This window comes from Actinomadura citrea, from assembly GCF_013409045.1.
GTDB lineage: Bacteria > Actinomycetota > Actinomycetes > Streptosporangiales > Streptosporangiaceae > Spirillospora > Spirillospora citrea.
Genome location: NZ_JACCBT010000001.1, coordinates 2,430,488 through 2,444,359, shown reverse-complemented (window position 1 = coordinate 2,444,359; position 13,872 = coordinate 2,430,488). Strand labels below are relative to the sequence as shown.

Here is a 13,872-nt window from a genome sequence, read left to right as displayed (position 1 = left end):
GGCCGAGCGGCCCGGCGGGCGTCGCTACCCCGGGGTCCGGCGGGCCGGGAGACGGCCGCCGGTCACCGCCCCGGCCGCGCACGCCGCGACGAGCGGGACGCCGATCGCGAGCGTCAGCAGGAGCAGCCACGGGACGTCGACGACCGTCCCGTGCGGGGCGGCCCCGTTCTCCTCCACGCCGTCGGTGAGCGGGCGCGTCACCGCGAGGCCGGGGACGAGCCCGCCGGCGATGCCGAGCCAGCAGCCGAGCGCGGCGATGAAGGCGCCCCGGCCCATCGTCAGCAGCCGTCCGGTGCGGGGCCGGGCGCCGACGGCGCGCAGGGTGGCCAGGTCGGGACGGGCGTCGGCGGCGGCGAGCCCGGTGGCGATCAGGGTGGCGCCGAGCGCCAGGACGGCCGCGGCCGCGCCGAGCATCAGCGTGATCCTCCCGAACGACTCGGTGAAGCCCCGCTCGACGTGGACGGCGCCGGAGTCGTGGCCGAAGGTCTCCATGCTCCTGGTCAGCCGGGCCTCCTCGGCCTTGGTGACCCGGTGGTCGGCGCGGTCCACCCCGTACGCCTCCGTCCGGATGGGCACGCCGGCCTTCTCGGCGAGCTTCTCCGCGGCCTGCGGCGGGACGATGGCCGGCACGTGCGGGTCGCCGTGGGCGGCCACGGCCGGCAGGTTCTTGATCGTCGCGATCGTGTGCTGCCGGTCGTCGTCCCAGTAGGTCACCTTGGCGGTGACCGTCCCGTGGTCGAGCGGACGCACCCGGAACAGGACGATCTTGCCCGCGTCCAGCGCCGACGCGACCCCGGCGTCGTTGCGGCCGAGCAGCATCCGGGCCTCCCGCGCGCCGCCGACCACGATCGGCAGGATCTCGTTCAGGGCCGCCCCGTCATGCTCGGCCGAGAAGGTCAGCGCGGGGCATTTCGAGGTGTCCTCGGACAGGCAGACCCCGTCCGGCCCGGGAAGGGTGCGCAGGGGGATGACCGGCACGCCCGGCAGGTCGCGCCGGACGACGGCCGCGGCGGCTTCCTCGTCCCTGCCCTGCGGCAGCCGGATCAGCGCCGAGCCGTGGGGCAGCTGCGCCTGGTACTCCACCTGCCGCTGCCGGAAGTCGCTGACGCCCCCGATGGCCAGCGCGGTGACACCCGCCACGGCCGCCATGATCGCGGCGACCGCGGGCGCGGTGCGGGCCCGGTTGCGGGCGCCGTCCCGGACGGCGAGGCGCAGCGGCAGCGGGAGCCGGGGCGCGAGCCGCCCGGTCGTCCCGACGATCCACGGGCAGGCGAGCACGAGACCGATGATGATCGCGGCGGCGCCGAGCGCGGCGCCGAACTCGCGCAGCGCCCGGACGCCCTCCAGGGACGCCGCCAGGCCCGCCAGGACGAGGACGCCGCCAGCGATCGGCAGGCCGCGCCGCGCCCGGCCGGGCGGTTCGCGGCGTCCGGCGAGGGCGGCGACGACGTCCATCCGGCCCGCCTGGCGCGCGGGCACCAGGGCGGCGAGCAGGCCGCTGCCCGCGCCGAACAGCATCGTCACGGCGACCACGGTCCACGGCACGGTGAACGGTCCGAAGCCGTCCGGTCCGTCCGCGGCCCGCGCGACGACGGCCGCGGCGGCGATGCCGAGCCCGGCCCCGGCCACCGCGGCGATCCCGCCGAGGAGCAGGCCGCTCGCCAGCACGACGGCGCGCAGGTGCCGGCCCGCGCCGCCCGACGCCGCGACGAGCGCGAGGTCGCGGCGCCGCCGCCGGACGTCCACCATGAACGCCGGCCCGGCGAGCAGGACGACCTCCAGCACGACCATCGCGATGATCATCGCGAGCACGGCCGACTCGGCGCCGCTCGGGGCGCCGGACGGCCCCTCGATCCCCGCCTCGGAGGTGGAGCGCAGCACGGCCAGGGCGACGACGACGCCGATCGGCAGGCCGATCATGCACAGCACGAGCGCCGTGCGGCCCTTGGCGCGCAGCGCGTCCTGGCGGGCCATGCGCAGCGCGAAGACGTAGCGGTTCACAGTTTCTCCTGCAGGAGGCTCTCGGGGCCGGTCGGCCGGGGCGTGGCGTCGACGATCCGGCCGTCGCGCAGGAACACGACCCGGTCGGCCCAGGCGGCGTGCCGCGACTCGTGCGTGACCATCAGGCAGGACGCGCCCGCGTCGCAGCGGGCCCGCAGGACGCGCAGGACGTCCTCGCCGGTGTGGCTGTCGAGCGCCCCGGTCGGCTCGTCGGCCAGGACGAGCCGACGCTCGCCGACCAGCGCGCGGGCGATCGCGACGCGCTGCTGCTGGCCGCCGGACATCTCGTCGGGGAACCGGTCGGCCAGCTCGGCGACGCCGACCTCCGCGAGCGCCTCCCGCGCCTCCCGGCGGGCCGTGCGGGCGCGGGCGCCGTCCAGCTCGCGCGGCAGCATGACGTTCTCGCCCGCGGTGAGGCTCGGGATGAGGTTGAGGTCCTGGAAGACGTAGCCGACGCTGCGGCGGCGCAGCGCGGCCCGCCCGGCCCGGCCGAGCCCGCCGAGGTCGGCGCCGTCCACCAGGACCTGCCCGGAGGTGGGACGGTCGAGCCCGCCGGCCAGCGCCAGCAGGGTCGACTTGCCGGAGCCGGACGGGCCCATCACGGCGACGAACTCGCCCTCCGCGACGTCCAGCGTCACCTCGCGCAGCGCGTGCACGAGGGACGGGCCGGCGCCGTGGTCGCGGGACACCTCCCGCATCGCCAGCACGCTCATCGCCGCGCCTCCTCGTCGGCCGGGGCGGGCGCCTCGACCGGGACGGACGGGGCCGCGGGGGCGGACGGCGCGGAGGGCTCGGCGCGGGCGACGTAGGCCTCGCAGTGGTCCAGCCAGCGGACCTCGGCCTCCGCCTGGAAGATCATGGATTCCAGGACCAGCCGCCACGCGCGGTCGCCCTGGTCGGCGGGGACGGCGGGCGCGTCGGCCTTGAGGCGGGTGAGGTCCTGCAGGGTGCGCAGCGTGGCGGTGCGCTGGGTCTGGACGACGTGCGCGGCGTCGACGCCGGGCGTGGTGACGGCCATCGCCAGCTTGATCGCCAGCTCGTCGCGGGGCCGGTCGGAGCGGGCGATGGGGGTCGAGAACCACCGCCGCACGTCCTGCTCCCCCGCCGGCGTGATCCGGTAGACGAACCGGCCCTCGTCGTCGGCGCCGACGCGCGTGACGAGCTCGTCGCGTTCGAGGCGGGACAGGGTGGAGTAGACCTGGCCGATGTTGAGCGGCCAGGTGGCGCCGGTGGACGACTCGAACTCGGCGCGCAGCTGGTAGCCGTAGCGGGGGCCCTGGGACAGCAGGGCCAGCAGACCGTGACGGATGGACATGCCTACCAAGTATGCATACCGAGTATGCGGCAGGCAATACCGAGTATGCATCCGGGGAGACACACCGTCCGGTTTTCACTGTGCGCGATCGAGCTGGGCCCTACCGTGACCGATGTCCCCGGCCGATCAGGAGATGACCCGTGACCTCGGACAACGCCATCAGCGTCCTGCGCGACCTCCTGCGCGTGTACGACCACCGCTTCCTGGCCCTCGACGGCCCCCAGCGGGAGCGGCTCGTGGAGGGTACCCGCCGCGTCCTCGGCGAGGAGGGGCTGAGCGAGGCCGCCCGCGCCGCGATGCCCGCGTCCGCGCGGCTCAGGGCGTTCTGCATCCAGCACGGCCTGCGCGAGGAGCTGGAGCGGATGATCCGCGACGAGGTCGAGGGGACCCCGGCGGGCGCGGTCGTGGTCGGCGGGCGGATCTACGCGATGTACCCCTACCTGCGCGGCGTCTCCCGGCATGACGCCGACATCACCACCGAGGTCGGCGTCGAGCACCGCCTGGAGGCCGTCTGCTGGCAGGGAAGGAAGGTGCGCATCCGCGGCGTCGCCGCCCTCCAGCGCGTCGAGACCGGACGGACGTCCGTCGACGTCGTCCTGCGGGAACGCGCGTCCGGCAAGGAGCACGGCTTCATCGCCGACCCCCGCGCGGGGCGCGCCGGAGGGTTCGAGGTCGTCGCCGACCCGGCCGCCGTGGAGCCGGGGCGCTGGGACGTGCACGTCACCGCGACCGCCCTCGGCGTCACCCGCGAGGCCCGTTTCGGCTCGGCGCGCGCCGAGGGGGTCAAGACGGCTGCGCAGCGGCGGGCCGCCGGCCCGAAGGACGTCACCGTCTACTTCACCAAGGGCGGCCACCTGGCCCTGCTCGTGGCCGAGGCCGCCGAGCCCGCCTCACTGCGCGACAGGATTCGCCGCCGCCTGCGCCGCTGAGCCCGCGAGCCCCCCGCGCGGGGCTCGCGGGCATGCGAGAACGCGGGGACCGGGCACCGGTCCCCGCGCCGCCGCGGAACGGCTCAGTCGTTGAGCCAGCTCATCATCGGGCGCAGCTCGGCGCCCGTCTTCTCGATCGGGTGCTGGGCCAGCTCCTCGCGGTACTGCGTGAACTTCTTCTGGCCGCCCTCGAACTCGTCCACCAGCTCCTTGGCGTACTCGCCGGACTGGATCTCGCCGAGGATCTTCTTCATCGCGGCCTTGGTCTCCGGCGTGATCACGCGCGGGCCGCGGCTGTAGCCGCCGTACTCGGCGTTGTCGGACACCGACCAGTACATCTTGGACACGCCGCCCTCGTACATCAGGTCGACGATCAGCTTCATCTCGTGCAGGACCTCGAAGTAGGCGACCTCCGGCTGGTAGCCGGCCTCGGTCAGCACCTCGAACCCGGTCTTGATCAGCTCGGAGACGCCACCGCACAGCACCGACTGCTCGCCGAACAGGTCGGTCTCGGTCTCCTCGGTGAAGGTCGTCTTGATGCCGCCCGCGCGCAGGCCGCCGATGGCCTTGGCGTAGGACAGCGCCAGCGGCCAGGCGTTGCCGGACGCGTCCTTCTCCACGGCCACGATCACCGGCACGCCGCGCCCGGCGACGAACTGGCGGCGCACGAGGTGGCCCGGGCCCTTCGGCGCGACCATGGCCACGTCCACGCCCTCCGGCGGCTGGACGAGGTCGTAGCGGATGCTGAAGCCGTGGCCGAAGAACAGCGCGTCGCCCTCGACGAGGGCGGGCTTGATGTCCTTCTCGAAGATCTCCCGGTGGTGGTGGTCGGGGGCCAGCAGCATGATCAGGTCGGCCTCCTCGGCGGCCTCCGCCGGGGTGACCACGCGCAGGCCCTCGGCCTCCGCCTTCTCCCGGCTGGCCGACCCCTCGCGGAGCCCGACCCGCACGTCGACGCCGGAGTCGCGCAGCGAGAGCGCGTGCGCGTGCCCCTGGCTGCCGTAGCCGATGATCGCCACGTGCCGGCCCTGGATCACGCTCAGGTCGGCGGCGTCGTCGTAGAACATCTCAGCCACAGTGCTGTTGCCTTTCGTTGGTGTGTTGGTGCCGCCCGCGGGGCGGCGTCCGGGTCGCGGGTCAGGCGCTGCGCTCGATGGCCCGCAGCGAGCGGTCGGTGATGGACCGGGCACCGCGGCCGACGGCCACCATGCCCGACTGCACCAGTTCCTTGATGCCGAACGGCTCCAGGATCCTGATGAACGCGTCCAGCTTGTCGCGGTTGCCGGTCGCCTCGATCGTGACGGCGTCGGGCGCGACGTCCACCACCTTGGCGCGGAACAGCGTCACGGTCTCCAGGACCTGCGAGCGGGTCTCGGCGTCGGCGCGCACCTTGACCAGCACGAGCTCGCGCTGGACGGACGCCGAGGGATCCAGCTCGACGATCTTCAGCACGTTGATCAGCTTGTTGAGCTGCTTGGTGACCTGCTCCAGCGGCAGGTCGGCGACGTTCACCACGATCGTCATCCGGGAGATCTCCGGATGCTCGGTGGTGCCCACCGCGAGGGACTCGATGTTGAAGCCGCGCCGGGAGAACAGCGCCGCGACCCGAGCCAGGATGCCGGGCTTGTTCTCCACCAGCACCGAGAGGGTGTGCAGGCTCATCGGGGTCAGTCTCCGTTCTCCCAGTCGGGAGCCATGTCCCGGGCGATCTTGATGTCGTCGTTGGTGGTGCCGGCCGCGACCATCGGCCACACCATGGCGTCCTGGTGGACGACGAAGTCGATCACGACGGGGGCGTCGTTGATCTCCATCGCCTTGGCGATGACCTCGTCGACGTCCTCGGCCTTCTCGCAGCGCAGGCCGACGCAACCGTACGCCTCGGCGAGCTTGACGAAGTCCGGAATCCGCTTGGCCGAGTGAAGGTTGGTGTTGGAGTAGCGCTCGTTGTAGAAGAGCGTCTGCCACTGCCGGACCATCCCGAGGTTACCGTTGTTGATCACGGCGACCTTGACCGGGATGCCCTCGATCGCGCAGGTCGCGAGCTCCTGGTTGGTCATCTGGAAGCAGCCGTCGCCGTCGATCGCCCAGACCGTGGTGTCCGGCGCGCCGACCTTGGCGCCCATCGCCGCCGGGACGGAGTACCCCATCGTCCCGGCGCCCCCGGAGTTCAGGAACGCGCCCGGCCGCTCGTACTTGATGAACTGCGCGGCCCACATCTGGTGCTGGCCGACGCCCGCGACGTAGTACGCCTCCGGCCCCGCGATCCGCCCGATCCGCTCGATGACGTACTGCGGGGACAGCGAGCCGTCGGCGGGCGTGTCGTAGCCCAGCGGGTACGTCTCGCGCCAGGCGCCGAGCTGGCGCCACCAGTCGGTGTAGTCGCCCTTGCGGCCCGCCTCGTTCTCGTTCTGCAGGGCGACGACGAGGTCGGCGATCACCTCGCGGGCGTCCCCGACGATCGGGACGTCGGCGTGCCGGTTCTTGGAGATCTCCGCCGGGTCGATGTCGGCGTGCACGACCTTGGCGTGCGGCGCGAACCCGTCCAGCTTCCCGGTGACGCGGTCGTCGAACCGGGCGCCGAGCGCGACCAGCAGGTCGGCGCGCTGCAGCGCGCCGACGGCGCCGACGGCGCCGTGCATGCCCGGCATGCCCATGTTCAGCGGGTGGCTGTCGGGCAGCGCGCCCTTGGCCATCAGCGTGGTGACGACCGGCGCGCCGGTCAGCTCGGCGAGCACCTTCAGCTCGGCGGCCGCGCCCGCCTTCAGCACCCCGCCGCCGACGTACAGCACCGGGCGCCGCGCCTGGACGATCAGCCGTGCCGCCTCGCGGACCTGCTTGGAGTGCGGCCGGGTGACGGGCCGGTACCCGGGCAGCTGCAGCGCGACCGGCCACTCGAACCCGACCGTCGCCTGGAGGGCGTCCTTGGCGATGTCGACCAGGACGGGGCCGGGCCGCCCGGTGCCCGCGATGTGGAACGCCTCGGCGATGGTGCGGCCGATGTCCTCGGCCTGGGTGACCAGGAAGTTGTGCTTGGTGATCGGCATCGTGATGCCGGCGATGTCGGCCTCCTGGAAGCCGTCGGTGCCGATCAGCGAGGACGCGACCTGCCCCGTGATCGCCACGATCGGCACCGAGTCCATGTAGGCGTCGGAGATCGCCGTGACGAGGTTGGTCGCGCCCGGCCCGCTGGTGGCCATGCAGACGCCCACCTTGCCGGTCACCATCGCGTAGCCCTGGGCGGCGTGGCCGGCGCCCTGCTCGTGCCGGACGAGGATGTGGCGCAGCTTCCTGGAGTCGAACAGCGGGTCGTACGCCGGGAGGATCGCGCCGCCCGGGATGCCGAACACCGTGTCGACGCCGACGTTCTCCAGGGCGCGGACCAGCGCCTGGGCTCCCGTCATCTGTTCGGTCGTCATGATTCTGCGGTTCCTTGGGGAGTGAGTGTTGGCTCGCCGGGCAACAAAAAACCCCCGCCGCCGTGAGGCGGTCGAGGGGAGGCGCGCAGGACGAAAAGCTTGGTCAGCCTGCGCGCCGACCAAGTACTACGAGGATGGTGGAGGTGCTCTGCACGTGCCCACTTTCGCCGATGTCCGGCCACCGGTCAAATCCTTGGACGCTTTGTCTCATATGTCGAGACGGTAGTGTCGTCCGCCACACCCGCGTCCGGCACGGCCGTGTCGCACGCCACGGTCACCCCGGCAGCGGGAGCGGGACGTCGCCCGGACGGGCCTGGCCGGCGAGGTTCGTCCGCACCAGCGACTCGACGCGCTGCGCCGCCATCGGCCGCGCCACGAGGAAGCCCTGGCCGCGCGGGCACCCCATCTCCCGCAGCAGCTCCAGCTGCTCGGACCGCTCGATGCCCTCCGCCACCACGGTCAGACCGAGGTCGCTGCCGAGCTGCACGATCGTCCGGGTGAGCAGCGTCAGGGTCTCGTCCGAACCGAGCCCCGCCACGAACGACGGGTCGATCTTGATGATGTCGACCGGGAGCTGCCCGAGGTAGGCCAGCGAGGCGTACCCGGTGCCGAAGTCGTCGATCGCGAGGCGGACGCCGAGGTCGCGCAGCTGGGACAGGCGCTCGACGTTCTGGTCGGCGTCCTCGACGAGGACCTCCTCGCGCACCTCCAGCGTGAGCGCCTGCGGCGGCAGCCCCGTCTCCGCCAGCGCCGCCGCGACCGACTCCACGAACCGGGGCGCGGCGATCTGCCGGGCGGTGAAGTTCACCGACAGGCCCACGTCCCACGAGTCGCCGCGCCAGCGGGCGACCTCCCGGCACGCCTCCCGCAGCATCCAGTCGCCGAGCGGGATCATCAGGCCGGACTCCTCGGCCAGGCCGATGAACTCCTCCGGCGGTACCGCCTCGCTCCCCCGGCGCCAGCGCAGCAGCGCCTCCACGCCGGTCACCCGGGACGTGGCCAGGTCGACGACCGGCTGGAACTCCACGGAGAACTGCTCCTCGGCGAGCGCCGCCTGCAGGTCGCTGCCGAGCTCCAGCCGCCGGACGACGTCGGCGTGCATGTGCGGCGCGTACACCTCGACGCGCCCGCCGCCGAGCTCCTTCGCACGGGCCATCGCGAGGTCGCCGTTGCGGATCAGTTCGGCGGCGCCCCGGCGGAGCCGCCGCCCCGCGTCCGATCCGCCGCCGTTCGGCTGCTCCGCGTCAGCGGCGAACGCGATGCCGACACTCGCCGTCAGCACGATGTGCTTGTTGCCGACCTGGTAAGGGTCGACCGAAAGCACGCGAAGGAGCCGACCGGCCAGTTCGACTGTGGCACGCGTCTCACGGGCGTCCGGCGGGATCTGCACCAGGACGGCGAACTCGTCGCCGCCCCACCGCGCCACCGTGTCGTCGGCCTGGACGTTCGCGCGCAGCCGCCGGGCCGCCTGCGCGAGCACCTGGTCGCCGGCGGCGTGCCCGTCGGAGTCGTTCACGGCGGTGAACCCGTCCATATCGACGAACACGACCGCGGCCTTGCCGCAGGACGCCTGCCGCGACAGCACCTCCCGCGTGCGCTCCTCGAAGTAGGAGCGGTTCGGCAGGCCCGTCAGCCCGTCGTGGAAGGTCAGATGGGCGACCTGCCGTTGCAGCGCCGCCTGCTCGCTCAGGTCGCGGGTGGTGACCAGCAGCCGGGACGGCGCCCCGTCCGAGCCCTTGTACCGGGAGATCGTGGACTCCGTCGGCAGCCACGTCCCGTCCGCGGCGCGCAGCCGGCACGACACGCGCAGCGCGTCCTGCGGGCCGACGTCGCCGGCCGGCTCGTCCAGGAACTCGGTGAACACCTGCTGGACGCGCGGCAGGTCCTCCGGGTGGATGATCTCGTTCAGCGGGCGGCCGAGCAGCTCGTCCTGGGTGTAGCGGTAGGTCCGCAGGGCGCCCGCGCTGGCGTGCCGGACGGTGGCGTCCAGGTCGCAGATGAGCACCGCGTCGTTGATGCTCTCCGACAGGGCCCGGAAGTGCTCCTCGCCGGTGTCCACGGCCCGGCGCAGCGCCTCGTTCTCCCGCAGCAGCGCGGCGAGGCGCGCGATCAGCACCAGCGCGGCCGAGCCCGCGGCGATCGAGATCGCCGGCTCCAGGCCGTCGTTGCCGGCGATCGAGTGGCCCGCGATGAACAGCGCGGCCGCGGCGGCCACCGCGGCGGGCGCGAGGCCGGGGCCGATCATGCGGCCGCACTCCTCGGCGGGCGCCGCGACGTCCTCGGGGATGTCGTCGACGGGCAGCGCCGGCTCGGCGGCCGGGCCCGTCCACGGCACCAGCAGCAGGAGCAGCAGCCCGGCCAGGCGCAGGATGTCGGAGGGGTCCTCGGCGGAGCCGCCTCCGTCCAGCCGGACGAACGTGGTCACGATGTCGGCCGCCGCTATGGCGGCCAGCGCGCCGTACCCCATCCAGGCGAGGCGGCGGTGCCCGCGCGCGGCACCGAGGACGAACGGCAGCGCCCCGCAGACGAACACGATGTCGATCAGCGGGTACAGCAGTTCCAGCAGGAACTCCGGCGGCGACTCCCCCGACCGGTGGTACAGGTTCCCGAACAGGGCCACCCAGCCGAGGACGAACAGCGCGCAGGCGCAGACGTAGGTGTCGGCGGCGTAGCGCAGCCACGTCCCCGCGTCGCGGGGCAGCCGGATCGGCGCGACCAGGCCGATGACGAGCGCGACCAGCGCGACCAGGTAGAACAGGTCGGGGATCGACAGCGACAGGGCGCTGCGGCCGGAGCCGTAGGCCAGCGCGCCGCCGACCGCGCCGACGAACCATGAGGCGGCGGCGATGCCGTACCACCGCCAGGACGCGCGCCAGATGCCGCCGGGAGCGCCGGCCGCTTCGGCGGACGGGCCGTCGGGGCGCCGGGACGACAGCAGCAGGGAGATCGCGGCGGCGCCCGCGGCGCCGGCCTCGGTCCAGGCGATGAAGGCACGGCCGCCCCAGCCGAGCAGCGAGCCGGTGGCGTACAGCACACCGACGATCGCCGCCAGGGCGACCGGCAGCGCACGCGGCGGTACCCGCCTGGCGTAGTCGCCGCTCATCGCGCCATGTCCCTTCCTGCCCGATGGGCCGGTCGGCCCTGGCGGAGGCAGGGCCGCGCCAGGGGAGAGTGGGGTCCACGACCCCCGCCGCCTGGATAACGGGCCGAAGGTCACGGATCGTGCCCGCGCCGGATCGGCGCGGACCGGTGGCGAGCGCACCGGCCTCGCCTGCCGGGTATCAGCGACGTTGCTGCACTACGGGATCACCGTGTCGCTCACTGTACGTTCGGTAGGTCACGGAGCGATTGAGGCTGAGCGACCTTCCCGCGACGAACGGCCTCGTCGCGGATCCGTTTGGGACGTCCGAAAGCCGAACATCACCGGATCGCCGCCCTGCCGGGATGACGCTGCGTGACGGGGAACGGTAAGCGCCGGGGATCCGTAGTACGTGGGGGAGGCGCTCATGCGACAGCACACCACCATCCTCGTCCCGGCCGTCCTGGTCTCGGCGGCCGCGCTCCTTGCGGCCTGCTCGTCCTCGCCGTCCGGGGGCGGGGCGGGCCGGACCCCGCCGCCCGCGTCCAGCACTCCGTCCGGGACGGCGAGCGGCGGGCCGGGCACGCCCCGCACCGTCACCGACGACCTCGAGGTGCCGTGGGCCGTGGCGTTCCTGCCCGGAGGCGACGCGCTGGTCACCGAACGGGACACCGCCCGGCTCCTGCGCGTCACGCCGTCCGGCCGCAAGGCGGCGGCCGGCACGGTGCCCGGCGTGGACGCGCAAGGTGAGGGCGGCCTCCTCGGCGTCGCGGTCTCCCCGTCTTACCGAACCGACCATTTCGTCTACCTCTACTACACGGCCGCGTCCGACAACCGTGTCGTGCGCGCCACCTATGACGGCCGTCTCGGCGACCTGGAACCGATCGTCACCGGCATCCCCAAGGGCGCCGTCCACAACGGCGGACGCCTGGCCTTCGGACCCGACAAGATGCTTTACGTCACCACCGGCGAGACCGGCGAGGGCGGCAAGGCGCAGGACAAGGACTCCCTCGGCGGCAAGATCCTCCGGGTCACGCCCGAGGGCGCGCCCGCGCCCGGCAACCCGTTCGGTACCCGCATCTGGACGTACGGGCACCGCAACGTCCAGGGCCTCGCCTGGGACGGCGCGGGCCGCATGTACGCCACCGAGTTCGGCCAGGACCACTTCGACGAGATCAACCTGATCGGCAAGGGCCGCAACTACGGCTGGCCCGAGGTCGAGGGGGTCGGCCACCGCAAGGGGTTCACCGACCCGCTCCTGACCTGGACGACCGACCAGGCGTCGCCGTCCGGCCTCGCCTACGCGAACGGTTCCCTGTGGGCCGCCGCGCTGCGCGGCGAGCGCCTCTGGCGGATCCCGCTCGACAACGGCAAGGCGGGACGCCCCATCGCCCGGCTCCAGGGCCGCTACGGACGGCTACGCGCGGTCGTCCGCACACCGGACGGCTCACTGTGGCTGACGACCAGCAACCAGGACGGCCGAGGCGCCCCCAAGCCGGGCGACGACCGCATCCTCGACATCCCCCTCGGCTGAGCGCCCGGCATCGCCGGAACGCCCGATCCCGTCCGGGCGCCCATTCGCCGGGGCGTCCCGCCTGAGCTGAGACGCCCCGGCGACCGCACGGGCGCCGGCCAGGGTCAGGAGGCGCCGAGTTTCTCCAGGATCAGTTCGCGGGCGCGGCCGGCGTCGGCCTGGCCGCGGGTGGCCTTCATCACGGCGCCGACGAGGGCGCCGGCCGCCGCGACCTTACCGGCGCGGATCTTGTCGGCCACGTCCGCGTTGCCGGCGATCACCTGGTCGATGACCGAGGACAGCTCGCCCTCGTCGCTGACGACCTTCAGGCCCCGCGCGGCGACGACCTCGTCCGGGCCGCCCTCGCCCGCGAGGACGCCCTCGAACACCTTGCGGGCCAGCTTGTCGTTCAGCTCCCCCGCGCTGATCATCGCCTGCACGCGGGCGACCTGCTCGGGCGTGATCGGCAGGTCGGCCAGTTCGACGCCCTGCTCGGTGGCGCGCCGCGACAGCTCGTTCATCCACCACTTGCGGGCCGCGGCGGCGTCGGTGCCCTGCGCGACCGTCGCCTCGATGAGGTCGACGGCGCCGGCGTTCACGACGTCCCGCAGCTCCAGGTCGGACAGGTTCCACTCCCGCTGGATGCGCCCGCGGCGCGCGGCCGGAAGCTCCGGCAGGGTCGCCCGCAGCTCCTCCACCCACTCCCGCGCCGGCGCCATCGGCACCAGGTCGGGCTCGGGGAAGTAGCGGTAGTCCTGCGCCTCCTCCTTGCTGCGCCCGCTCGTGGTGCGGCCGGTGTCCTCGTGGAAGTGCCGGGTCTCCTGGACGATGGTGCCGCCGGCGTCCAGCACGCCCGCCTGCCGCTCGATCTCCGACCGGACGGACCGCTCGACCGACCGCAGCGAGTTGACGTTCTTGGTCTCGGTCCGCGTGCCCCACTTCTCGGCGCCGCGCGGCATCAGCGAGACGTTCACGTCGCAGCGCATCGAGCCCTGCTCCATGCGCACGTCCGACACGCCGAGCGACCGGACCAGCTCGCGCAGCTCCGTCGCGTACGCCCGCGCCACCAGCGGCGCCCGGTCGCCGGTCGCGGGGATCGGCTTGGTGACGATCTCCACCAGCGGGATGCCCGCCCGGTTGTAGTCGACGAGGGAGTACTCCGCGCCGTGGATGCGCCCCGTCGAGCCGCCGACGTGCAGCGACTTGCCGGTGTCCTCCTCCATGTGGACGCGCTCGATCCCGATCCGGTACGTCTCGCCCTCGACCTCGACGTCGAGGTGGCCCTCCACGCAGAGCGGCTCGTCGTACTGCGAGATCTGGTAGTTCTTCGGCATGTCCGGATAGAAGTAGTTCTTCCGGGCGAACCGGCACCACTCCACGATGTCGCAGTTCAGCGCGAGACCGATCTTGATGATGCCCTCGATCGCGGCGTGGTTGGTGACCGGCAGCGATCCCGGCAGACCCAGGCACACCGGGCACACCTGCGTGTTCGGCTCCGCGCCGAACGCCGTCGGGCACCCGCAGAACATCTTGGACGCGGTGCCGAGCTCGATGTGCGTCTCGATGCCGAGCACCGGTTCGAACTTCGCCAGCGCCTCGTCGTAGTCCATCAGGGCCGG

At 73.3% G+C, this 13,872-nt stretch carries 10 protein-coding genes; 2 read left to right on the top strand and 8 right to left on the bottom strand.

Translation table 11 applies throughout. From position 1 onward, the window contains the following. Positions 1–24 precede the first annotated feature (24 nt). The 3 genes from BJ999_RS11460 to BJ999_RS11450 are packed head-to-tail and all read right to left on the bottom strand — an operon-like array spanning position 25 to position 3,316. Positions 25–2,001, bottom strand: coding sequence for an FtsX-like permease family protein (locus BJ999_RS11460; RefSeq protein ID WP_179833285.1), 1,977 nt, complete (start codon positions 1,999–2,001; stop codon positions 25–27). Further along, positions 1,998–2,714, bottom strand: coding sequence for an ABC transporter ATP-binding protein (locus BJ999_RS11455; protein WP_179833284.1), 717 nt, complete (start codon positions 2,712–2,714; stop codon positions 1,998–2,000). The genes BJ999_RS11460 and BJ999_RS11455 overlap by 4 nt, the downstream gene beginning before the upstream one ends. Then, on the bottom strand, positions 2,711–3,316 hold the full coding sequence (locus tag BJ999_RS11450; protein ID WP_179833283.1) for a PadR family transcriptional regulator: 606 nt from the start codon (positions 3,314–3,316) through the stop codon (positions 2,711–2,713). Before BJ999_RS11450 ends, BJ999_RS11455 begins: the two co-directional genes overlap by 4 nt. A gap of 140 nt (positions 3,317–3,456) precedes the next feature. Here BJ999_RS11450 and BJ999_RS11445 point away from each other — a divergent pair, with 140 nt between their 5' ends. Then, a complete protein-coding gene (locus BJ999_RS11445; RefSeq protein ID WP_179833282.1) occupies positions 3,457–4,245 on the top strand; it encodes a hypothetical protein in 789 nt (262 codons plus the stop codon). An 83-nt stretch (positions 4,246–4,328) separates the two neighbouring features. On the opposite strand, the gene ilvC is transcribed toward BJ999_RS11445, so the two are convergent. From ilvC to BJ999_RS11425, 4 genes are all read right to left on the bottom strand, one after another. Continuing rightward, positions 4,329–5,312: a ketol-acid reductoisomerase gene (gene ilvC / locus BJ999_RS11440; RefSeq protein ID WP_179833281.1), complete on the bottom strand. Its 984-nt coding sequence runs from the start codon at positions 5,310–5,312 to the stop codon at positions 4,329–4,331. 70 nt (positions 5,313–5,382) lie between these two features. Further along, a complete protein-coding gene (ilvN, locus tag BJ999_RS11435) occupies positions 5,383–5,907 on the bottom strand; it encodes an acetolactate synthase small subunit (RefSeq protein WP_179833280.1) in 525 nt (174 codons plus the stop codon). 5 nt (positions 5,908–5,912) lie between these two features. Further along, complete coding sequence (locus tag BJ999_RS11430; RefSeq protein ID WP_268247740.1) at positions 5,913–7,784, bottom strand: acetolactate synthase large subunit; 1,872 nt, start codon at positions 7,782–7,784, stop codon at positions 5,913–5,915. 151 nt (positions 7,785–7,935) lie between these two features. Beyond that, complete coding sequence (locus BJ999_RS11425) at positions 7,936–10,764, bottom strand: putative bifunctional diguanylate cyclase/phosphodiesterase (RefSeq protein ID WP_179833278.1); 2,829 nt, start codon at positions 10,762–10,764, stop codon at positions 7,936–7,938. Positions 10,765–11,167: 403 nt separating this feature from the next. Here BJ999_RS11425 and BJ999_RS11420 point away from each other — a divergent pair, with 403 nt between their 5' ends. Further along, positions 11,168–12,274: a PQQ-dependent sugar dehydrogenase gene (locus tag BJ999_RS11420; protein ID WP_179833277.1), complete on the top strand. Its 1,107-nt coding sequence runs from the start codon at positions 11,168–11,170 to the stop codon at positions 12,272–12,274. Positions 12,275–12,378: 104 nt separating this feature from the next. Here the strand turns inward: BJ999_RS11420 and gatB are convergent, their stop codons facing one another. Further along, positions 12,379–13,863 carry an Asp-tRNA(Asn)/Glu-tRNA(Gln) amidotransferase subunit GatB gene (gatB, locus tag BJ999_RS11415; protein WP_179838476.1) on the bottom strand — a complete coding sequence of 495 codons (1,485 nt, stop codon included), beginning with the start codon at positions 13,861–13,863 and terminating at the stop codon, positions 12,379–12,381. Positions 13,864–13,872: the final 9 nt, after the last annotated feature.

Excerpts from the sequence above, each read along its gene's own strand:
- BJ999_RS11450 (WP_179833283.1), bottom strand. The coding sequence starts at position 3,316 with ATGTCCATCCGTCACGGTCTGCTGGCCCTGCTGTCCCAGGGCCCCCGC.
- gatB (WP_179838476.1), bottom strand. The coding sequence starts at position 13,863 with ATGGACTACGACGAGGCGCTGGCGAAGTTCGAACCGGTGCTCGGCATC.
- BJ999_RS11425 (WP_179833278.1), bottom strand. The coding sequence starts at position 10,764 with ATGAGCGGCGACTACGCCAGGCGGGTACCGCCGCGTGCGCTGCCGGTC.
- ilvC (WP_179833281.1), bottom strand. The coding sequence starts at position 5,312 with ATGTTCTACGACGACGCCGCCGACCTGAGCGTGATCCAGGGCCGGCAC.
- ilvN (WP_179833280.1), bottom strand. The coding sequence starts at position 5,907 with ATGAGCCTGCACACCCTCTCGGTGCTGGTGGAGAACAAGCCCGGCATC.
- BJ999_RS11455 (WP_179833284.1), bottom strand. The coding sequence starts at position 2,714 with ATGAGCGTGCTGGCGATGCGGGAGGTGTCCCGCGACCACGGCGCCGGC.
- BJ999_RS11420 (WP_179833277.1), top strand. The coding sequence starts at position 11,168 with ATGCGACAGCACACCACCATCCTCGTCCCGGCCGTCCTGGTCTCGGCG.